Source organism: Streptomyces radicis (genome assembly GCF_003626575.1).
Classification (GTDB): domain Bacteria; phylum Actinomycetota; class Actinomycetes; order Streptomycetales; family Streptomycetaceae; genus Streptomyces; species Streptomyces radicis.
This window is the reverse complement of record NZ_RBDY01000016.1, coordinates 13,472-34,271: the sequence shown is the minus strand read 5'-3', so window position 1 is coordinate 34,271 and position 20,800 is coordinate 13,472. Positions and strand designations below refer to the sequence as shown.

Genomic DNA, 20,800 nt, shown 5'->3' with positions numbered 1-20,800 from the left:
TTCGACATTTTCGACACTTTTGACGAGAAACGTTCGGAGTAGCACCATGCACGACGACCGAAAGCTGGTCGAAGACCGACTCCGCCGGGTGCTCGAGGAGCGGATCCGGCCCGCCGTGCACCGCGATCCGGTGCCGTTCACCGTGGAGCGGTGGGACGCCCCCGGCGAGCCGGTCCCGGTGGGCGAGGGGCTGGCCGCGCCCTTCACGCCCGCGGCGGCGGGGGACTCGTGGGGGCCCGCGTGGGGCACCACGTGGCTGCGGCTGACCGGGCGGGTGCCGCGGGAGTGGGCGGGCCTGACCGTCGAGGCGGTGATCGACCTCGGCTTCGACCGCGGGATGCCGGGGTTCCAGTGCGAGGGCCTGGTGTACCGGGCCGACGGCGAGGCCGTGAAGGGCCTGCACCCCTACAACGACTGGGTGCGCATCGCCGACGAGGCGGCGGGCGGCGAGGAGGTCGAGCTGTTCGTCGAGGCGGCGGCCAACCCCGTGATCAACGACGCGCGCCCCACCGTTCTCGGCGACCGGCTCACGGCGGGCGACGAGCCGCTGTACCGGTTCGACCGCCTCGACCTCACGGTGTTCGAGCCGCAGGTGTGGGAGCTGGCGCAGGACCTCGACGTGGTCGGCGGGCTGATGGAGCAGCTGGCCGTCGACGACGCGCTGCGCTGGACGCTGCTGCGGGCGATCGAGGGCGCGCTCGACGCGCTCGACCTGGACGACATCGCGGGCTCGGCCCCTGCGGCGCGCGAGCGGCTCGCGCCGGCGCTCGCGTCCCCGGCGCACGCGACGGCGCACCGCGTCAGCGCGGTCGGGCACGCGCACATCGACTCGGCGTGGCTGTGGCCGCTGCGCGAGACCGTGCGGAAGGTGGCGCGCACGTCGGCCAACGTGGTGGCGCTGATGGACGACCACCCGGAGTTCGTCTTCGCCATGTCGCAGGCGCAGCAGCTCGCGTGGCTCAAGGAGCACAGGCCCGAGGTGTTCGCGCGGGTGCGGCGGAAGGTGGCGGACGGGACGTTCGTGCCGGTGGGCGGCATGTGGGTGGAGTCCGACACCAACATGGTCGGCGGCGAGGCCATGGCGCGGCAGTTCGTCCACGGGAAACGTTTCTTCCTGGAGGAGTTCGGGATCGAGACCCGGGAGGTGTGGCTGCCGGACTCCTTCGGCTACACGGCCGCGCTGCCGCAGCTGGTGAAGCTCTCGGGGTCGACCTGGTTCCTCACGCAGAAGATCTCCTGGAGCCAGAGCAACGCCTTCCCGCACCACACGTTCTGGTGGGAGGGCATCGACGGCACGCGCGTGTTCACGCACTTCCCGCCGGTGGACACCTACAACTCCGACCTCAGCGGGCGCGAGATGGCGCACGCGGCGCGCAACTACCGCGAGAAGGGGCGCGGGACGCGTTCCCTCGCGCCCTTCGGCTGGGGCGACGGCGGGGGCGGCCCCACCCGGGAGATGCTGGCGCGGGCCGCGCGGCTGCGCGACCTCGAGGGCTCGCCGCGCGTGGAGATCGAGCGGCCCGAGGCGTTCTTCGAGGGGGCGCACGAGGAGTACCAGGACGCGCCGGTGTGGGTCGGGGAGCTGTATCTGGAGCTGCACCGCGGCACCTACACGTCGCAGGCCAGGACCAAGCAGGGGAACCGGCACAGCGAGTCGCTGCTGCGCGAGGCCGAGCTGTGGGCGGCGACGGCCGCGGTGCGGGCGTCGGGCGGCTCCTCCCCGTACGCGTATCCGTACGAGGAGTTGGACCGGATCTGGAAGACGGTGCTGCTCCACCAGTTCCACGACATCCTGCCCGGCTCGTCGATCGCGTGGGTGCACCGGGAGGCCAGGGAGACCTACGCGCGGGTGCGCGCGGAGCTGCTGGCGATCATCGACGCGGCGCAGCGGGCGCTCGCCGGGTCGGGGGACGGCGCGGGCGGCGCGAGCGCGGGCGGCTCGGTGGTGTTCAACGCCGCCCCGCACCCCCGCGGCGGCATCCAGGCCGGTGGCGCGGCACCGCGCCCGGAGCTGTCCACCGCGCCGGTGCGCGCGCAGGAGCGCGCGGACGGTGGCTTCACGCTGGCCAACGGTCTGCTGGGGGTGGAGATCGACGCGCGCGGCCTCGTGGTGTCGGCCATGGATCTCACCACGGGCCGCGAGGCCATCGCGCCCGGCGGCGCGGGCAACCTGCTCCAGCTCCACCCCGACCTCCCCAACCACTGGGACGCGTGGGACGTCGACGCGTTCTACCGGAACAGCGTCACCGATCTGACGGCCCTCGACGAGCTGGCGCTCGAGACCGCGGACGACGGGGCGGCGACGGTGCGGGTGGCGCGTTCGTTCGGCGCCTCGACCGTGACCGAGCGGCTGACGCTGCGCGCCGGCGCGCGGGCGCTCGACGTGGACGCGGACATCGACTGGCACGAGCGGGAGAAGATCCTCAAGGCGGCGTTCGCGCTCGATGTGAAGGCCGACGCGTCGGCCGCCGAGACGCAGTTCGGGCACGTCTTCAGGCCCACGCACACCAACACGTCGTGGGAGGCGGCCAAGTTCGAGATCTGCGCGCACCGCTGGATCCACGTGGGCGAGCCCGGCTGGGGCGCGGCCGTGGTCAACGACTCGACCTATGGCCACGATGTGAGCCGCGAGGTGCGCGAGGACGGCGGCCAGACGACGACGGTGCGGCTGTCGCTCCTGCGCGCGCCGCGTTATCCCGACCCCGACACCGACCAGGGCGCCCACCGGCTGAGGTACGCGCTGGTGCCGGGGGCGACGATCGGCGACGCGGTGCGCGAGGGGCACTGGATCAACCTGCCCGAGCGCTCGGTGCCGGGCGGCGCGACCGTGGAGCCGCTGGTCACGGTCGTGGACGGCGGGTCGATCGTGGTCGAGGCCGTCAAGCTGGCGGACGACCGCGGCGGCGACGTGGTGGTGCGGCTCTACGAGTCGGGCGGCGGCAGGGCGCGCGGGCGCCTGGTGCCGGGCTTCCCGTGCACGGGCGCGGTCGAGACCGACCTGCTCGAGCGCCCGATGGAGGGCGGCGCGCCGCTGGACGCCGCGGAGGAGGGCGGAGTGGGGCTCGCGCTGCGGCCCTTCCAGGTCCTCACGGTGCGGCTGAGCCGCTCCCCGGCTCGCGCCTGACCGGCTGCGCCGGCGCGCGCTCGGGCGCGTGGCGCGGGACGGCGACGATCACCCGCAGGCCGCGCGGCTCGTTCGCGGTGTAGGTGATCGTCGCCCCTCCCGCGGCCAGCAGGGTGGCCACGATGGAGAGGCCGAGCCCCGAGCCCTGGACGTTCTGGTGGCGGCCGCTGCGCCAGAAGCGGTCGCCGATCCGCTCCAGTTCCTCGGGGGCGAGCCCGGGGCCGTCGTCGGCGGTCTCGACGGTGACGCGCTCGCCGTTCGCGGTGACGGCGACGCGCACCGCGCCGCCCTCGGGCGTGAACTTCAGCGCGTTGTCGACAATGGCGTCCAACGCGCTGGAGAGCCCCACCGGGTCGGCCCAGCCGGTCGCCGCCGCCGCGCCCTCGGCGGTCAGCCGCACCCCGCGCCGGTCCGCGACGGGGCGCCAGGCGGCGACGCGTTCGGCGGCGAGCGCCGCGACATCGGTGATGCGCAGGTCGGCGGGGGTGCCCTCGGCGAGCGCCAGGTCGAGCAGCCCGTCGAGCACCTTGGCCAGCCTGATGCCCTCGGCCTTGACGGAGGCGAACTCCTCGTTGCCCTCGGGCAGTTCGAGGCCCAGCAGGTCGATGCGCAGGAGCAGCGCGGCCAGCGGGTTGCGCAGCTGGTGCGAGGCGTCGGCGACGAAGGCGCGCTGCTGGTCGAGGACCAGCTCGACGTGGTCGGCCATCTCGTTGAACGAACGCGCCAGGCGCCGCAGCTCAGGCGGCCCGCCCGCGGCGGCCACCCGCGACGCGAGCTGCCCGGTGGCGATGTCGTGGGTCGCCTTGTCGAGCACCCGCACCGGGCGCAGCACCCAGCCGGTCAGCCGGAACGCCGCCCCGACCGCGAGCAGCATCGCGGCGGCCTCGCCCGCGGCGATCCCGAGCCAGCCGCGCAGGATGCGGGAGCGCAGCGGCCCGGTCGGCGAGTCCACGACCACCACCGCGATCACGTCGCCGTCCCTGATCACGGGCGAGGCGACGACCAGCCGCCGGTCGAGCGCCCAGGGCCACACCTGGGTCGGGCCCTGGCTGCGGCGGCCCGCGAGCGCCTCGGCGAACTCCTCGCCGCCCGCCCCGCCCGGCGCCTCCCAGCCCTCGGGGGCGACCGCCATGGGGCGGCCGTCGCGCTGGAAGACGCCGACCCTGATGCCGTAGACGTCGTGGTAGGTGGCGAGTTCGTCCTCGAGCGCGGCAAGCCGCTGCTCGCCCGGCGGCCCCGCGTCGGCGGCGGACTGGGTCAGGGAGGCGAAGCGCGCGGTGTCGTCGATCCGGTCCACGACCACGCGCTGCTGCTCGCTGCGGGCCTGGCTCGTCGCCAGCGGGATGCCGAGGGCGAGCAGCACGCCGGTGAGCAGCACGATGAGCAGTGGGAGAAGGCGGGAGCGCATGGAGTGGCCTGGCGCCCGTCAGGCGGAGGGCGCGGGCGGCGTCGAAGGGGCGGAGGGCGCGGGCGGCGCGGAGGGTGCCGACGGCGCGGGCGGTATCGCCAGGCGGTAGCCGACGCCGCGCACCGTCTCGACCAGCTCCGGCCTGCGCAGCTTGGAACGCAGCGAGGCGATGTGCACCTCGAGGGTGCGTGCCGTCCCCTCCCAACTGGTCTGCCACACGTCGCTGATGATCTGCTCGCGGCGGAAGACCACGCCGGGCCGCTGGGCGAGCAGCGCCAGCAGGTCGAACTCCTTGCGGGTCAACGTCACAGGGCGGCCGTCCACCGACACCTGCCGCGTCGCCAGCTCGACGACGACCGGGCCGAGGGACAGCACGTCGTCGGGCACGCCGGGCTCCGCCACCTCCTCGGGGCCCGTGCGGCGGCTGACCGCGTGGATGCGGGCGAGGAGCTCGCCGGTGTCATAGGGCTTGACGACATAGTCGTCCGCGCCCAGGTTGAGCCCGTGTATGCGGGAACGCACGTCCGCGCGGGCCGTCACCATGATGATCGGCACCGAGGTCAGGCGCCTGATCCGGCCGCACACCTCGAAGCCGTCGACGTCCGGCAGGCCGAGGTCGAGCAGGACCACCCCGTAGGAGCGGTCGCGCAGCAGGCTGATCGCCTCCTCGCCCCCGCGGGCCCGCACGACGTCGAAGCCGTGCCTGCCGAGCACCGCCACGAGGGCGGCGGCGACGTGCTCGTCGTCCTCGACCAGGAGCAGTCTCACCGTCCGCCCTCCTTCCGGCGCTCTGTCCGCGTCACCGGTTGCCCGCGGGTGTCCCCCTGTGTCCTCGCGTGTCCGCGCGTTTCTCCCTGGCATCCACGCCGATCACCTGGGGCCGCGTCAAGGGGCACCGGACGAGCTGAACGCTTCCGTTATGCGCCGGGCACGCTGAGCGACGGACGGTGACGCAGGGAAGTGGCGGGCGATCGGATCGTTATGCTCAATTTCCCCTCAGATCAAGTGACGTTGTGATTCATGCTGGCTAGTGTCCCTGCAACCGACGAGGACGGGAGCAGGACCACGATGAGCGAAGTGCCGCTGGCGAAGGAGGCCGCCGACGCAGCACCCCCGGCGGAAGATCTGGTCGTCCTGGACAAGGTGAACAAGCACTTCGGCGCACTCCACGTGCTCCAGGACATCAACCTGACGATCAAGCGCGGCGAGGTCGTCGTCGTGATCGGCCCCTCGGGTTCCGGTAAATCGACGCTGTGCCGGGCGATCAACCGCCTGGAGACGATAGACGACGGCAGCATCACCATCGACGGCCGCCCCCTGCCGGAGGAGGGCAGGGAGTTGGCCCGGCTGCGCGCCGACGTGGGCATGGTCTTCCAGTCCTTCAACCTCTTCCCGCACCGGACCGTGCTCGACAACGTGGCGCTCGGTCCGATCAAGGTGCGGGGACAGGACAAGTCGCTGGCCAGGACGCGTGCCCAGGCGCTGCTCGACCGGGTGGGCGTGGGCAACCAGGCCGGCAAGTACCCGGCACAGCTCTCCGGTGGGCAGCAGCAGCGCGTCGCCATCGCCCGTGCCCTCGCCATGGAGCCGAAGGTGATGCTCTTCGACGAGCCCACCTCGGCCCTGGACCCCGAGATGATCAACGAGGTCCTCGAGGTCATGCAGCAACTGGCCCGCGAGGGCATGACCATGGTCGTGGTCACCCACGAGATGGGCTTCGCCCGCTCGGCGGCCAACCGCGTCGTGTTCATGGCCGACGGCCGGATCGTCGAAGAGGCCGACCCCCACCAGTTCTTCGACAACCCGCGGAGCGACCGCGCGAAGGACTTCCTGTCGAAGATCCTCGCGCACTGATGCGCGGCTCCGGCATTCCGCACGTTTTCACCTCCATCACGCACATTCAACGAGGGGGAGTACCCACCATGAGACTTCGCAAGGCAAGCGCCCTGGCCGCCTCCGCCGCCGCCCTGGTCCTGACCGCCACGGCCTGTGGCGGCGGGGGCGACGACGGCATCACGATCGGCATCAAGTTCGACCAGCCGGGCCTCGGCCTCCAGAACGAGGAGGGCGACTTCGTCGGCTTCGACGTGGACGTGGCCCGTTACATCGCGGGCGAGCTCGGCTACGAGGAGGACGAGATCACCTTCGAGGAGGCCCCGAGCCCCGAGCGCGAGCAGCTGCTCGACCGCGGCGACGTCGACATGATCGTGGCCAGCTACTCCATCACCGAGGAGCGCGAGGAGCAGGTCGACTTCGCGGGCCCGTACTTCGTCGCCCACCAGGACCTGCTGCTGCGCACCGACACCGAGGTCCCGACGCCCGAGGCCATCAACGACCTGACCCTGTGTTCGGTCTCCGGCTCCACCTCGGCGGAGAACGTCCAGCGGGACTTCGCCCCCGACGCCAACCTCCAGCCGTTCAACACCTACTCCGAGTGCCTCACCGGCCTGGAGAACGGCACTCTCGACGCCCTGACCACCGACGACTCCATCCTCGCCGGCTACGCGGCCCAGGAGCAGCACCAGGGCAAGTTCGCGCTGGCCGGGCTCGAGCTGAGCGACGAGTACTACGGCGTCGGCCTGCCCAAGGACTCCGAGGACCTCGAGGACGTCAACGACGCCATCGCGCAGATGGTCGAGGACGGCACCTGGGAAGAGCTGGTCCAGGAGCACTTCGGCCCGGCCAACTACGAGGCGGACGCCGCCCCCGAGATCGGGGCCCGTCCCTGACCCTGGCCCGTTCACGGCCACCGTGGCGCGCCGCTCACGGCGGGCGGCGCGCCACGCCCTCTTCCGCCATCCGCCCCCAGGGCGAGACTGCGAGATTCCGTGTTCGACTTCCTTGACCTCGACAGGTATGACCTGTTCGGAGCGTTCTGGACGACGGTGCAGCTCACCGTCCTCTCGGGGATCGGCTCCCTCATATGGGGAACGATCCTCGCCGCGATGCGCGTCAGCCCCGTCCCGATCATGCGGGCGTTCGGCACCGTGTATGTGCACGTCTTCCGGAACACCCCGCTGACCCTGATCATCGTGGCCTGCTCTCAGCTCCTCGCCTACACGCTGGGGATGACGATGTGGGCCGACTTCGGCACCCAGTCGCTGTCGTTCAGGCTGGCCGTCCTCGGATTCGTCCTCTACACCTCGACGTTCGTGTGCGAGGCGCTGCGGTCCGGGATCAACACGGTGCCTGTCGGGCAGGCCGAGGCCGCCAGGGCACTCGGGCTGAGCTTCACACAGGTGCTCACACTGATCGTGCTGCCCCAGGCGTTCCGCGCGGTGGTCGCGCCGCTGGCCAACGTGCTGATCGCCCTGACCAAGAACACCACGGTGGCCGCCGCCATCGGCGTCGCCGAGGCCGCCCTGCTGATGCGTGACATGATCGAGCAGGAGGCCCAACTGGTGCCGATCGCCATCCTGTTCGCCTTCGGTTTCATCGTCCTGACCCTCCCGACCGGCCTGTTCCTCGGCTGGGTCGCCAAGCGCGCGGCGGTGAAGCGATGAGCGATCTCTCCGTTCTGTACGACGCCCCAGGGCCCCGCGCCCGACGCCGGAACGTCCTCATCGCCGTCGTCTTCCTCGTGGTCCTGGCGGCGGGCGCGGGGTGGGTGCTGAGCGTCCTGGAGGACAACGGCGAGCTGGACTGGGACCAGTGGGAGCCGTTCTTCACCAACGGCAACGTGTGGACGACGTTCATCCTCCCCGGCCTCCAGAACACCCTGATCGCCGCGGGCCTCTCCATGCTGATCGCCCTGCCGCTCGGCGCCGCGCTCGGCATCGGGCGGCTCTCGGACCACGCGTGGGTGCGGATCCCCGCGGGCACCGTCGTCGAGTTCTTCCGCGCGATCCCGGTGCTGCTGCTGATGCTGTTCGCCAACGAGGCGTACGCGATGTGGACCGACATCGACCGCGACGTGCGGCCGCTGTACGCGGTGGTGACCGGCCTGGTGCTGTACAACGCCTCGGTGCTCGCCGAGGTCGTGCGCGCGGGCGTGCTCGCGCTGCCCAGGGGGCAGACCGACGCGGCCAAGGCGATCGGCATGCGCAAGGGGCAGATCATGCTGTTCGTGCTGCTGCCGCAGGCGGTCACCGCGATGCTGCCCGCGATCGTCAGCCAGCTGGTCGTCATCGTCAAGGACACCGCGCTCGGCGGCGCGATGCTGGGCTACAGCGAGCTCCTGGACAGCGTCGGCCTGATCGACGGCAACTTCGCCAACCTGCTGGCGGCGTTCACCGTGATCGCCGTGATCTTCATCGTGCTGAACTTCCTGCTCACCAGCTTCGCCAGCTGGCTCGAGGGCCGGATACGGCGCGGCAAGCGGGGCACGGGTGCCGTGCTGTCCACCACGGTGACGGACGAGTTGGACGCGGCGGGCGACGTGCCGGGTCCCGGCGGCCTCGCCAAGACGTAGTGGGTCGTCGCGCGGGGCCGGCCACGGCCGGTCCCGCGACAACCCGCCCGCGTCAAGGCCGACTTGACGCCCTCTCATCCGCTGCCGTTGCATACGTCCTGTGCTGCCCGTGATCATCGCCGGCGCGGGCCCCGTCGGGCTCGCGCTGGCGCTCGCCCTGGCCGGGCACGGCGTCCCGACCGTCCTCCTGGACGGCGCGGATGAACCACCCCCCGTGCGCCTCGCCCGCACCTGTGTGCTGCCCCCCGACGTGGCGCACTGGGCCGGGCTGCCGGGCCTGGGCGGCCAGGCCCCCGCCTGGGAGGCGTGGCGGGTCACCCAACGCGGCAGGACCGTGCTCCACCGGCCGGTCGCCCCCGATGACGCGCCGCGCCATGTGCCGCAGCACGCGCTGGAGCGGGCCCTGCGCGACGCCGTCGCCCGCCAGGAGCTGATCCGCGTCGCCCGGGGGCACCGCGTCGTCGACCTCGAGCAACGCGGCAGGGAGCTGGTGGCCCGCTCGGTCGCCCGCGCCCCCGAGGGGCGGCGCGACGAAGAACGGCAGTGGCGCGGCAGCCACCTCGTCGGCTGCGACGGGCCCCGCTCCACCGTCCGCAAGCTGCTGCGCGTCCCCTTCCCCGGGCGCACCGGCGTCGAGCGCTTCGCCGTCGCCGCGGTGGGCGCCGAGCTGCCCTGGCCCGGCGAGGCGGGGCTGCACCGGGGGCTGCCCGCGGGGGAGGTCACGGCCCGGCCGCTGCCGGGGGACGTGTGGCGCCTGGACTGGCCGCTGCCGCGGGACGACGGCCTCGTCACCCCCGACGCCCTGCTCGACCGGGTGCACAGCACGCTCGCCGCGTGGCACGAGGGCGAGGTGCCGCCCTACGAGCTGCTCGACACCGGCGTCCACGTCTGCCACCAGCGGCTGGCCCGCGCCTGGCGCTCGGGGCCCGCCTTTCTCGCCGGGGACGCCGCGCACCTGCTGGGGGCGCTCGGCACGCAACAGGTCGCCGAGGGGCTGCGGGACGTCGACAACCTCTCCTGGAAGCTGGCCGTCGCCTGCCACGAGGGCAACGCCGACTCCCTCCTCGACAGCTACCAGGCCGAGCGGCGCACAGCGGTCGGCGCGCGGCTGCGCGCCGTCGACCAGGCGCTGCCCCTGGTGCGCGGCGGGGGCGGTCTCAAGGGGCGGCTCACGGGGCGGAGCGGTGGCCGCCTCGCGCTGCTGTCCGACAGCCATCTGGGCCGGGGCACCCTGGGCGGCCCCGCGCGGTACGGCGCCTCGCCCCTCGCCTGCGCGCCGCGCCGGGGCACCACGACGGACACCCCCGTCGGCGCGCCGGTCGCCGATGTGCCGGTGATCACCCTGGAGGGCGAGACGCGCATGCTGCGCGAACGCCTGGGCGGGCCGCTGCTGCTGGTCCTGACCGCGCCGGGGGCCCGGGTGTGGGACGCCCGGCACTGGCTCTCGGCCGGGCTCATGCCCGAACTGGCCGCCGCCACCGGCACCTTGGCGCTGCCCGCCGAGCTGCTCGTGACCGAGGACTACCCCGGGGCCGCTCCGCACACGCTGCTCGTGGTCCGCCCCGACGGGCACCTGGCCGCCGCCCTGCCGGGCGCCGACCAGCCGTCCCTGCGCGCCTGCGCGGCCGCCCTGCGCGCCGTCCCCGACCCCGCCCCGGAAGCCGCCGAGGGCTAGAAGCCGTCCCGCCACCGCTCGTCGGTGGTCCCGGGGGCCTCGGCGGCCTCGGCCGCCAGCGCCTCGCGGACCACCCGGACGGCCAGCTCCTCGGCGTATCCCTTGCGGGCCAGCACGCCGACCAGCCGCCGCAGCCGCTTGACCGGCTCGACGCCCCGCGTGGCGCGCAGCCTGCGCTCCACCAGGGCGCGGGCGGTCTCCTCCTCGCGCTCGGGGTCGAGTCGGGCGACCGCCTCGTCGATCACCGGCGCCGCCACGCCCTTGGTGCGCAGCTCGCGGGCGAGCGAACGGCCCGCGAGGCCCCGCCCGTGGTGCCGGGACTCCACCCACGCCGCCGCGAACGCCGCGTCGTCGATGAGCCCCACCTCCTCGAAGCGGTCGAGGACGGTGTCGATCGCCTCGTCCGGGATGTCCCGCTCGCGCAGGGCGTCGGCCAACTGCCGCCGGGTGCGCGGGGTCCCGGTGAGCAGCCGCAGGCTGATCGCCCGCGCCCGCTCGACCGGGTCACGTGGCGTGCGCGGTGGCCCCTCGTCGGCCCTCGACGTCGAGGGGCCACCGCGGTCTCGGGGTGGTGGGCGCTCCGGCCACTCGCTGCGCCGGGTCACCGTCAGCTCTTGGCGGCCGCGGGCTTGGCGGCCCGGGACACCTTGGCGGGCGGCGCGGCGACCGTCGCGGTGGCGGTGGCCCCGGCCGGGGCCGCGCCCTTGGCGGGCGCGCCCGCGGGGGCGTCGGCCGCCTGCTCGGGAACGTCGGCCTTCGGGCCGATGCCGAGCTTCTCCTTGATCTTCCTCTCGATCTCGTCCGCCAGGTCGGGGTTGTCCCGCAGGAAGTTCCTCGCGTTCTCCTTGCCCTGGCCGAGCTGGTCGCCCTCGTAGGTGTACCAGGCGCCGGACTTCCGGATGAAGCCGTGCTCCACGCCCATGTCGATCAGCCCGCCCTCGCGGCTGATGCCGGTGCCGTAGAGGATGTCGAACTCGGCCTGCTTGAACGGGGGCGCCACCTTGTTCTTGACGACCTTGACCCGCGTGCGGTTGCCCACCGCGTCGGTGCCGTCCTTGAGCGTCTCGATGCGCCGGATGTCCAGCCGCACCGAGGCGTAGAACTTCAGCGCCCGGCCACCCGTGGTCGTCTCGGGGGAGCCGAACATCACGCCGACCTTCTCCCTGAGCTGGTTGATGAAGATCGCGGTGGTCTTCGACTGGTTGAGCGCGCCGGTGATCTTCCGCAGGGCCTGGCTCATCAGCCGGGCCTGGAGGCCGACGTGCGAGTCACCCATCTCGCCCTCGATCTCGGCGCGCGGCACCAGGGCGGCCACGGAGTCGATGACGATGAGGTCGAGCGCCCCCGAGCGGATCAGCATGTCCGTGATCTCCAGCGCCTGCTCGCCGTTGTCCGGCTGGGAGAGGATCAGCTGGTCCACGTCCACGCCGAGCCGCTTGGCGTACTCCGGGTCGAGGGCGTGCTCGGCGTCCACGAACGCCACGGTGCCGCCCGCCCGTTGGGCGTTGGCCACCGCGTGCAGGGTCAGGGTCGTCTTGCCCGAGGCCTCGGGGCCGAAGACCTCGACGACCCGGCCGCGGGGCAACCCGCCCACGCCGAGGGCCACATCGAGGGCCGTGGAGCCGGTGGGGATGATCTCGACCGGCTCGTCGGGCCGCTCGCCCAGGCGCATCACCGCGCCCTTGCCGAACTGCCGCTCAATCTGGGCGAGAGCGGCGTCGAGTGCCTTCTCGCGGTCTGTACCTGCCATGGGTGCCACCCGGTCCGTCTGATGAGATCGCTTCACATCACGGACGCTAACGCCCGCCACTGACAATCGCCGATTGCCCTTCCCATAAGAATGGCCGTTCGATTTGTGTGTCAAGCGATCCAGGGCCCACCGACCGCCCCGCCGGCCGTCGTCCGGGGGCCGTCACCGCAGGTGCGGCGGGACATCGAAGGCCGTGCAGACAGCGCGCCAGACGTCCTTGGTGTCCCACCCCGCGTCCAGCGCCTCGACGACCGTCCGCCCGCCGAGCTCCGCCATCACGTGGTCGCGGGCGAATGAATCCACATAGGCGGGCCCGAAACGCTCGGTCATCCGCTCCCAGAAGTCCGTCAACCGCATGGTCCCAGTATCGCGCCCGCCCGATGTCAGTGGCGGGGTGCACGATGGAGCCATGGATCCACGCGCGGCGCTCGACTCCTTCTCACCGGCGACCCGGGCCTGGTTCTCGCGCGCCTTCGAGGCGCCCACCGCCGCGCAGGAGGGCGCCTGGCGGGCGATCGCCGAGGAGTCCGACGCCCTGGTCGTGGCGCCCACCGGCTCGGGCAAGACGCTGGCCGCCTTCCTCGCCTCGCTGGACCGGCTGGCCGCCACGCCCCCGCCCGCCGAGCCGCACAAGCGCTGCCGCGTGCTGTACGTCTCCCCGCTCAAGGCCCTGGCCGTCGACGTCGAGCGGAATCTCCGAAGCCCCCTGACCGGCATCCGGCAGGAGTCGGTCCGCCTCGGCCTGCCCGAGCCCGACATCAGGGTCGGCATCCGCACCGGCGACACCCCCGCGGCCGACCGGCGCTCCCTGGCCCGCAGGCCCCCCGACATCCTGATCACCACCCCCGAGTCGCTCTTCCTGATGCTGACCTCCGCCGCCAGGGACACCCTGACCGGCGTGGAGACCGTCATCCTTGACGAGGTGCACGCCGTCGCGGGCACCAAGCGCGGCGCCCACCTCGCGCTGAGTCTGGAGCGCCTCGACGCCCTGCTGCACCGCCCGGCCCGCCGCATCGGGCTCTCCGCCACCGTGCGCCCGGTGGACGAGGTCGCCCGCTTCCTCTCCCCGCAGCGCAGGGCGACGGTCGTCCAGCCGCCCTCGGGCAAGGAGTTCCGGCTCTCCGTCGTGGTCCCCGTGGAGGACATGGGCGAGTTGGGGGGCTCCCCCGTGCCCGACGCCCCGGGCTCCGGCGCGGTGCCGTCCATCTGGCCCTCGGTCGAGGAGCGCATCGTCGACCTGGTGCGGGCGCACCGCTCGACGATCGTCTTCGCCAACTCCCGGCGGCTCGCCGAGCGTCTGTGCAACCGGATGAACGGGATCGCCCACGAGCGCGCCACCGGCCAGCCCCTGCCCGAGGAGCACTCCCCCGCCGCGCTGATGGGCGGCTCGGGCGCGGCCAGGGGCGCCGCTCCCCTGCTGGCCCGCGCCCACCACGGCTCGGTCTCCAAGGAGCAGCGGGCGCTCATCGAGGAGGACCTCAAGGCCGGGCGGCTCCCGGCCGTCGTCGCCACCTCGAGCCTGGAGCTCGGCATCGACATGGGCGCGGTCGACCTGGTGGTCCAGGTCGAGTCCCCGCCCTCGGTGGCCTCGGGGCTCCAGCGGGTCGGCCGCGCCGGGCACCAGGTCGGCGCGGTCTCCGCGGGCGTCGTCTTCCCCAAGTACCGCGGGGACCTGGTGCAGTCGGCCGTGGTCACCGAGCGGATGCGGGCCGGGGCCATCGAGTCGCTGCGCGTCCCGGCCAACCCCCTGGACGTGCTGGCCCAGCAGCTGGTCGCCATGGTCGCGATGGACCCGTGGGACGTCGACGAGCTGCTGGCGCTGGTCCGCAGGGCCGCCCCGTTCGCCGCGCTGCCCGAGTCGGCGTACCACGGGGTGCTCGACATGCTGGCCGGGCGCTATCCGTCGGACGCGTTCGCCGAGTTGCGGCCCCGGCTGGTCTGGGACCGCGTCGCGCACACCCTCACCGCCCGCCCGGGCGCCCAGCGGCTCGCCGTCACCTCGGGCGGCACGATCCCCGACCGTGGCCTGTTCGGTGTCTTCCTCGCCGGGGCCGACCCCAGGAAGGGCGGCGGCCGGGTGGGCGAGCTGGACGAGGAGATGGTGTACGAGTCGCGGGTGGGCGACGTCTTCACGCTGGGCACCACGTCCTGGCGGATCGAGGACATCACCCGGGACCGGGTGCTGGTCACCCCCGCCCCTGGCATCGCGGGGCGGCTGCCGTTCTGGAAGGGCGACCAGCTGGGCCGCCCCCTCGAGCTCGGCCGGGCCCTGGGCGCGTTCCTGCGGGAGATCGGCGGCCTGGACGACGGGGCCGCGCGGGAGCGGCTGGCCTCGGCTGGCCTCGACGCCTGGGCCGTGGACAACGTCCTGGCGTATCTCGGGGAGCAGCGCCAGGCGTGCGGCCACGTCCCCGACGACCGGACGATCGTGGTCGAGCGGTTCCGCGACGAGCTGGGCGACTGGCGCGTGGTGGTGCACTCGCCGTTCGGCGCGCAGGTGCACGCCCCCTGGGCGCTGGCCCTCGGCGCCAGGATCGGCGAGCGCTTCGGGCTTGACGCCCAGGTGATGCACGCCGACGACGGCATCGTGCTGCGGCTGCCCGACGCCGATCTGCTGGCCACCGAGGCCGCGTTCGACCTCGACGCGCCCGGCGCGGTCACGGGCCCGGCCGACGCCGCGTTCGACGACGCCAAGGCCCCGGTCGGCGCCGCGGACGTGCTGCTCGACCCCGGCGAGGTCGACCAGGTGGTCACCGACCAGATCGGCGCCTCCGCCCTGTTCGCCGCCAGGTTCCGCGAATGCGCCGCGCGCGCCCTGCTGCTGCCCCGGCGCGCCCCCGGGCGGCGCACCCCGCTGTGGCAGCAGCGGCAGCGCGCCCACCAGCTGCTCTCGGTCGCCGCCGAGTTCGGCTCGTTCCCGATCGTGCTCGAGGCGGTCCGCGAGTGCCTCCAGGACGTCTTCGACGTGCCGGGGCTCACCGAGCTGATGCGGGACATCGAGGCCAGGCGCGTGCGGCTGGTCGAGGTCACCACGCGCGACCCCTCGCCGTTCGCCCGCTCGCTCCTCTTCGGCTATGTCGCGCAGTACCTCTACGAGGGCGACTCCCCGTTGGCCGAGCGCCGCGCCGCCGCCCTGTCGCTCGACTCCCGGCTGCTCGCGGAGCTGCTCGGCCAGGCGGAGCTGCGTGAGCTGCTCGACCCCGATGTGCTCGCCCAGCTGGAGCGGGAGCTCCGGTGGCTCACCGAGGAGCGCCGGGTCAAGGACGCCGAGGGCGTCGCCGACCTGCTGCGCGTCCTCGGCCCGCTCACCGACGAGGAGTTGGCCGAGCGCGGCGCACGCCCCGAGTGGGCCGAGTCCCTGGCCGCCGCCCGCAGGGCGCTGCGCGTGCGCGTCGCGGGCCGGGTCCACTGGGCGGCGATCGAGGACGCGGGGCGGCTGCGGGACGCCCTGGGCGCCGCGCTCCCGGTGGGCGTGCCGGAGGCGTTCACCGAGCCGGTGGGCGACCCGCTCGGCGACCTCCTTTCCCGGTACGCCCGCACCCACGGCCCGTTCACCTCGGCGCAGTTGGGCGCCAGGTTCGGCCTCGGCAGCGCGGTCACGGACGGCGTGCTGCACCGGCTCGCGGCCGAAGGCCGCCTGGTGCAGGGGGAGTTCAGGCCGGGCGGCGCGGGACACGAGTGGTGCGACCCGACCGTGCTGCGCAGGCTGCGGCGCCGCTCGCTCGCCGCGCTCCGCGAGGAGGTGGAGCCGGTGCCGCCGACGGCGCTCGCCGCGTTCCTCCCCCCGTGGCAGCACGTGGGCGAGCCGGGGCGCGGCGGGCTGCGCGGCATCGAAGGACTGGTGCGGGCGATCGAGCAGTTGCAGGGCGCCCCCGTGCCCGCCTCCGCGCTCGAGCGCCTGGTCCTGCCGTCCCGGGTCTCCGGCTACGCGCCGCCGCTGCTCGACGAGTTGACGGCCTCGGGCGAGGTCGTCTGGGCGGGCGCCGGCGCCCTGCCGGGCAAGGACGGCTGGGTCGCGCTCTACCCCGCGGACACCGCGCCGCTGCTGCTCCCGCCGCCGCACCCCCTGGAGCTGTCTCCGCTGCACCGCGCGGTGCTCGACGCGCTCTCCGGCGGGTACGGGCTGTTCTTCCGGCAGATCGCCGAGCAGGTGGGGGCGGCCGGGCACGAGGCGTCGGACGCCGCGCTCACCGAGGCGGTCTGGGAGCTCGCCTGGTCGGGTCGTCTGACGAACGACACCCTGGGCCCGTTGCGCGCCCTGCTGGGCTCGGGCCGCACCGCAGGCTCCGTGGCGCACCGCGGTCGGAGGGCCACGCCCCGTGGCCGCTACGGCTCCCTGGCGATCGGGGGCGGCCGCCGCCCCACGGCGTCGAGGAGCGGGCCGCCCACCGTGGCCGGGCGCTGGTCGCTCGCGCCCGTCCCCGAGGCCGACGCCACGCTGCGCGCCCACGCCCTGGCCCGCACGCTGCTCGACCGGCACGGGGTGGTCACCCGCGGCGCCGTCACGGCGGAGGGGGTCACCGGCGGCTTCTCGGCCGCGTACCGGGTGCTCTCGGCGTTCGAGGACAGCGGCCAGGCCAGGCGCGGCTATGTCGTGGAGGGCCTCGGCGCGGCCCAGTTCGCCATGGACGGCGCGGTGGACCGGCTGCGGGCCCTCAGCGCATCGGCGGAGCGGGGCGGGGCCGCCCACGGGCCGCGCGCCCTCGTGCTGGCCGCGGCCGACCCGGCGAACGCCTACGGTGCCGCGCTGCCCTGGCCCGAGCCGCCCATGGGGGCGGGGCACAAGCCTGGCCGCAAGGCGGGGGCGCTCGTGGTGCTGGTGGACGGACGGCTCACGCTCTACCTGGAGCGCGGCGGGCGCACGCTGCTCGCCTGGCCCGACGAGGCGGCGGAGGCCCCTGAGGAGGCCCCGCGGGCGGCCGCGGAGGCGCTGTCCCGTGCGGCGCGGGAGGGCGCCATCGGCGCGCTCACCGTGGAGCGGGTGAACGGCTCGTCCGTGCTCGCCGATCCGGTGTGGACGGGGCGGCTCGAGGCCGCGGGCTTCCACGCGACGCCGCGCGGACTGCGCCTGCGGCCATGACGTGGGGGCGTGACCCCCGGTGATCGCGCGGAATCAGGCCGCGACGACGTCGACGGCTTCGCTCTGTGCCTTGATCGTGACGTGCTCCTCCGGCCGGTGAGTGACGGATGTCACCCGCACCGGATTGAGCATGGGACGCTCCCCCAGGCCCCGCCCAGGGGGGACCCCCAGGGACGGCACCGCGTCGCTCGCGGCGGACTGGGCCAGCTCGGCGAGGGCCAGCTCGTCGCTGACCTCCCTGAGCAGCTCGGACATCCGCAGATCAAGCGCGTCGCAGATGGCGGAAAGCAGCTCGGAAGAGGCTTCCTTCTGACCGCGCTCCACCTCGGAGAGATATCCGAGGGAGACCCGGGCCGAGGAGGACACCTCGCGCAGGGTGCGGCCCTGACGTTGGCGCTGCCGACGCAGCACGTCACCCAGCAGGCGACGGAGCAGGATCATCGGTGGCTCCCTCCTCGGACCGTTGGCCTCGCTTGCTTCATGCCCCACCGTACCGCCTCGGACTCCAACGGGGCGGGGAGCGATGTCTTGTTCACTCAGGGCTGCAAACATCCATCCTCTCCGTTCTGTTCCGTATCCTGTCCCGCCCCGGCGCCCTGAGGATCTCGCTCCTCCCGGGCGAGGATCAGCTCGTTCCGCAGCAGGGTCAGCGCCGCCCTGACGCTGCTCGCCCGGATCGCCGCCCGGTCGCCGCGCAGATTCAACCGCTGAGCCACGACTCCCCCCGTGACCGGGCCCGAAACCGCCACATGGACCGTGCCCACCGGCTTCCCGTCCTGGGTCTCGGGGCCGGCGACCCCGGTCGTGGCCACGCCCCAGTCGGCTTTCAGCAGGTCACACACGCCGAGCGCCAGCTGCCTCGCGACCTCGGCGTCCACCGGGCCGCGCTCGGCCAGCACATCGGCGTCCACGCCGAGAACGTCTCGTTTCGCCTCCGTCGCGTAGGCCGTGACCGAGCCGAGGAACGCCCGCGAGGCGCCGGGAACGCCGGTCAGCTCGGCCGCGAGCAGGCCTCCGGTGAGCGACTCGGCGACGGCGAGCGTCTGCCCGCGCCCGGCGAGCAGCCCGAGCACCTGGCGGGCGAGCGGCGGCTCGTCCCGCGCTCCTCGACCGCTCACCGGCTGCCCTCTCCGCGGTCCGCTTCCCTGGCGAGGCCCGCCCTGCGCAGCACCACGGCCTGGCGCACATAGTCGAGCCCGGTCGCCACGGTGAGCACCACCGCGACGGCCATCACCCACCAGCGCAGCGTCGCCAGCGGCCCTGTGAGGGCCAGGATGTACATGCCGACGGCGACGCCCTGGGTGAGCGTCTTCGCCTTGCCGCCGCGGCTGGCCGGGATGACCCCGTGGCGGATCACCCAGAACCGCAGCACGGTGATGCCGAGCTCCCTGACCAGGATGACGACGGTGACCCACCATGGCAGGTCGGAGAGGGCCGACAGGCAGATGAGCGCGGCCCCCATGATCGCCTTGTCGGCGATGGGGTCGGCGATCTTGCCGAAGTCGGTGACCAGGTTGTGGCGCCTGGCCAGCTCCCCGTCGAACAGGTCGGTGATCATGGCCACGGTGAACGCCGCCCACGCGACCGACCGCCACGCCGGGTCGTGGCCCCCCTCGGCGAACATCAGCAGCACGAACCCCGGGACGAGCAGCAGCCGCACCATCGTCAGGACGTTGGCGATGTTCCACAAGGCGGGGGCCCGCCGCGGATGCGCGCGCGGTCCGACCTCGTCGGCCGGTGCCGGCGTATCCGTCATCTTCCGTCCCCGCGGGGCCCGGGAACGGGGACGCGGCGCGGCACGGCGATCAGGTCCACGCCCCGGGCGGCGACGATCTCGGCCTCGACGAAATCGCCCACGCGCGGCCGTTGATCGCGCTCCCCCGCGGCGCCGCGCGGCGCGGTGAGCAGGATGTGGCCGTCGGTCTCGGGCGCCTGGTGCTCGCCGCGCCCGACGGCGATCACCTCGCCGAAACCGCCGCCGTCACCGTCTCCGTCGACGTCGCCGTCCTCGCCCGTGTCGTCCTCGCCGAGCGACTCGACGAGCACGCGGGCCCGTTCGCCGATCCGCTCCTCGGCGCGCTGCGCGATCAGCTCGTCGGCCAGTCGGGAGACGCGGTCGAGCCGCGCGGCGATCTCCTCGGGATCGTGCTTCCCCTCGTACCCGGCGGCCTCGGTGCCGTCCTCGTCCGAGTACCCGAACACGCCGATGGCGTCGAGCCGCGCCTCGGCGAGGAAGCCCTCCAGCTCGGCCAGGTCGTCCGCCGTCTCGCCGGGGAAGCCCACGATGAAGTTGGACCGCACCCCGGCCAGGGGCGCGTCGGCCCTGATGCTCTCGAGCAGGTCGAGGAAGCGGCGGGTGTCGCCGAAGCGCCGCATGGCGCGCAGGACTCCGGGCGCCGAGTGCTGGAAGGAGAGGTCGAAGTACGGCGCGACCTTGTCCGTCCCGGTGAGCACGTCGATCAGCCCGGGGCGCATCTCGGCGGGCTGGAGATAGCTCACGCGGATGCGCTCCAGACCGTCCACGGCGGCCAGTTCGGCGAGGAGGGTCTCGAGCAGCCTGATGTCGCCGAGGTCCTTGCCGTACGAGGTGTTGTTCTCGGAGACGAGCATGATCTCCTTGACGCCCTGCTCCGCAAGCCAACGGGCCTCGCCGAGCACGTCGGAGGGGCGGCGCGAGATGAACGAGCCCCGGAACGACGGGATCGCGCAGAACGTGCAGCGCCGGTCGCAGCCCGAGGCCAGCTTGACCGAGGCCACCGGGCCCCCGCCCAGTCTGCGGCGCAGGGGCGCGCGCGGCCCCGACGCGGGGGCGACCCCGGCGGGCAGATCGGCGATCGCGCCGTGCCCCGGCAGCGCCACCGCGGGCTCGGCGGCCTGCCGTTCGGCGGGGCTGATGGGCAGCAGCTTGCGCCGGTCGCGCGGTATGTGGGAGGCGTGCACGCCACCGGCGAGGATCGTGCGCAGGCGCGTGGAGATGTCGGCGTAGTCGTCGAAGCCGAGCACCGCGTCCGCCTCGGGCAGGGCGTCGGCCAGCTCCTTGCCGTACCGCTCGGCCATGCAGCCGACGGCCACGACCGCCCTCGTCGGCCCGCTGCCGCCGTCGGCGGCCGCCGACTTGAGCTCCCCCGCCTCCAACAGCGCGTCGACCGAATCCTTCTTCGCGGCGTCGACGAAGCCGCACGTGTTGACGACGGCGACCTCCGCGTCGGCCGCGTCCTCCACCAAGTCCCAGCCATCCGCGGCCAGCCGCCCCGCCAGCTCTTCGGAATCCACCTCATTACGGGCGCAACCAAGGGTGACCAGAGCAACGGTACGGCGTTCGGACATGGCCTCACCCTACTTCGTCCCGGGG

16 protein-coding genes are annotated in these 20,800 nt (G+C 73.8%); 7 read left to right on the top strand and 9 right to left on the bottom strand.

Annotation, left to right across the window (positions count from 1 at the left end; genetic code table 11):
- Window positions 1–46 precede the first annotated feature (46 nt).
- Window positions 47–3,124: an alpha-mannosidase gene (locus tag D7318_RS20090; protein WP_120698513.1), complete on the top strand. Its 3,078-nt coding sequence runs from the start codon at window positions 47–49 to the stop codon at window positions 3,122–3,124.
- Here D7318_RS20090 and D7318_RS20085 read toward each other — a convergent pair.
- Both D7318_RS20085 and D7318_RS20080 read right to left on the bottom strand, forming a co-directional pair.
- Entirely contained in the window at window positions 3,087–4,532 is a 1,446-nt protein-coding gene (locus D7318_RS20085; protein WP_120698512.1) for a HAMP domain-containing sensor histidine kinase, read from the bottom strand. The genes D7318_RS20090 and D7318_RS20085 overlap by 38 nt on opposite strands.
- Window positions 4,533–4,550: 18 nt before the next feature.
- The gene (locus tag D7318_RS20080; protein WP_120698511.1) at window positions 4,551–5,300 is read right to left on the bottom strand and encodes a response regulator transcription factor; all 750 of its coding nucleotides are present in this window, start codon (window positions 5,298–5,300) and stop codon (window positions 4,551–4,553) included.
- Window positions 5,301–5,600: 300 nt separating this feature from the next.
- Between D7318_RS20080 and D7318_RS20075 the strand changes: the two genes are divergently transcribed.
- The 5 genes from D7318_RS20075 (at window position 5,601) to D7318_RS20055 (ending at window position 10,618) form a co-directional block, all read left to right on the top strand.
- Window positions 5,601–6,386, top strand: coding sequence for an amino acid ABC transporter ATP-binding protein (locus tag D7318_RS20075; RefSeq protein ID WP_120698510.1), 786 nt, complete (start codon window positions 5,601–5,603; stop codon window positions 6,384–6,386).
- Between the two features lie 68 nt (window positions 6,387–6,454).
- Complete coding sequence (locus tag D7318_RS20070) at window positions 6,455–7,261, top strand: glutamate ABC transporter substrate-binding protein (RefSeq protein WP_120698509.1); 807 nt, start codon at window positions 6,455–6,457, stop codon at window positions 7,259–7,261.
- Window positions 7,262–7,360: 99 nt separating this feature from the next.
- Window positions 7,361–8,035: an amino acid ABC transporter permease gene (locus tag D7318_RS20065; RefSeq protein WP_113688783.1), complete on the top strand. Its 675-nt coding sequence runs from the start codon at window positions 7,361–7,363 to the stop codon at window positions 8,033–8,035.
- Entirely contained in the window at window positions 8,032–8,943 is a 912-nt protein-coding gene (locus tag D7318_RS20060; RefSeq protein WP_120698508.1) for an amino acid ABC transporter permease, read from the top strand. Before D7318_RS20065 ends, D7318_RS20060 begins: the two co-directional genes overlap by 4 nt.
- Before the next feature lie 100 nt (window positions 8,944–9,043).
- Window positions 9,044–10,618: an FAD-dependent monooxygenase gene (locus tag D7318_RS20055; RefSeq protein WP_120698507.1), complete on the top strand. Its 1,575-nt coding sequence runs from the start codon at window positions 9,044–9,046 to the stop codon at window positions 10,616–10,618.
- On the opposite strand, the gene recX is transcribed toward D7318_RS20055, so the two are convergent.
- The 3 genes from recX to D7318_RS20040 form a co-directional block, all read right to left on the bottom strand.
- A complete protein-coding gene (recX, locus tag D7318_RS20050) occupies window positions 10,615–11,223 on the bottom strand; it encodes a recombination regulator RecX (protein WP_230423916.1) in 609 nt (202 codons plus the stop codon). The genes D7318_RS20055 and recX overlap by 4 nt on opposite strands.
- 2 nt (window positions 11,224–11,225) lie before the next feature.
- Complete coding sequence (recA, locus tag D7318_RS20045) at window positions 11,226–12,368, bottom strand: recombinase RecA (RefSeq protein ID WP_120698505.1); 1,143 nt, start codon at window positions 12,366–12,368, stop codon at window positions 11,226–11,228.
- A gap of 162 nt (window positions 12,369–12,530) precedes the next feature.
- Entirely contained in the window at window positions 12,531–12,725 is a 195-nt protein-coding gene (locus tag D7318_RS20040) for a DUF3046 domain-containing protein (protein WP_120698504.1), read from the bottom strand.
- Window positions 12,726–12,777: 52 nt separating this feature from the next.
- Between D7318_RS20040 and D7318_RS20035 the strand changes: the two genes are divergently transcribed.
- Window positions 12,778–17,448, top strand: a complete 4,671-nt coding sequence (locus D7318_RS20035; RefSeq protein WP_183091523.1) for an ATP-dependent helicase — start codon at window positions 12,778–12,780, stop codon at window positions 17,446–17,448.
- Between the two features lie 33 nt (window positions 17,449–17,481).
- Here D7318_RS20035 and D7318_RS20030 read toward each other — a convergent pair whose 3' ends face one another.
- The 4 genes from D7318_RS20030 to D7318_RS20015 all read right to left on the bottom strand — a co-directional run bounded on the left by D7318_RS20030 (window position 17,482) and on the right by D7318_RS20015 (window position 20,775).
- The gene (locus tag D7318_RS20030) at window positions 17,482–17,889 is read right to left on the bottom strand and encodes a helix-turn-helix domain-containing protein (protein ID WP_120698502.1); all 408 of its coding nucleotides are present in this window, start codon (window positions 17,887–17,889) and stop codon (window positions 17,482–17,484) included.
- Window positions 17,890–17,984: 95 nt separating this feature from the next.
- Window positions 17,985–18,566 carry a CinA family protein gene (locus tag D7318_RS20025; protein WP_230423915.1) on the bottom strand — a complete coding sequence of 194 codons (582 nt, stop codon included), beginning with the start codon at window positions 18,564–18,566 and terminating at the stop codon, window positions 17,985–17,987.
- Window positions 18,563–19,204: a CDP-diacylglycerol--glycerol-3-phosphate 3-phosphatidyltransferase gene (gene pgsA, locus D7318_RS20020; RefSeq protein ID WP_120698500.1), complete on the bottom strand. Its 642-nt coding sequence runs from the start codon at window positions 19,202–19,204 to the stop codon at window positions 18,563–18,565. Before pgsA ends, D7318_RS20025 begins: the two co-directional genes overlap by 4 nt.
- Complete coding sequence (locus D7318_RS20015; RefSeq protein ID WP_120698499.1) at window positions 19,201–20,775, bottom strand: MiaB/RimO family radical SAM methylthiotransferase; 1,575 nt, start codon at window positions 20,773–20,775, stop codon at window positions 19,201–19,203. Before D7318_RS20015 ends, pgsA begins: the two co-directional genes overlap by 4 nt.
- Window positions 20,776–20,800: the final 25 nt, after the last annotated feature.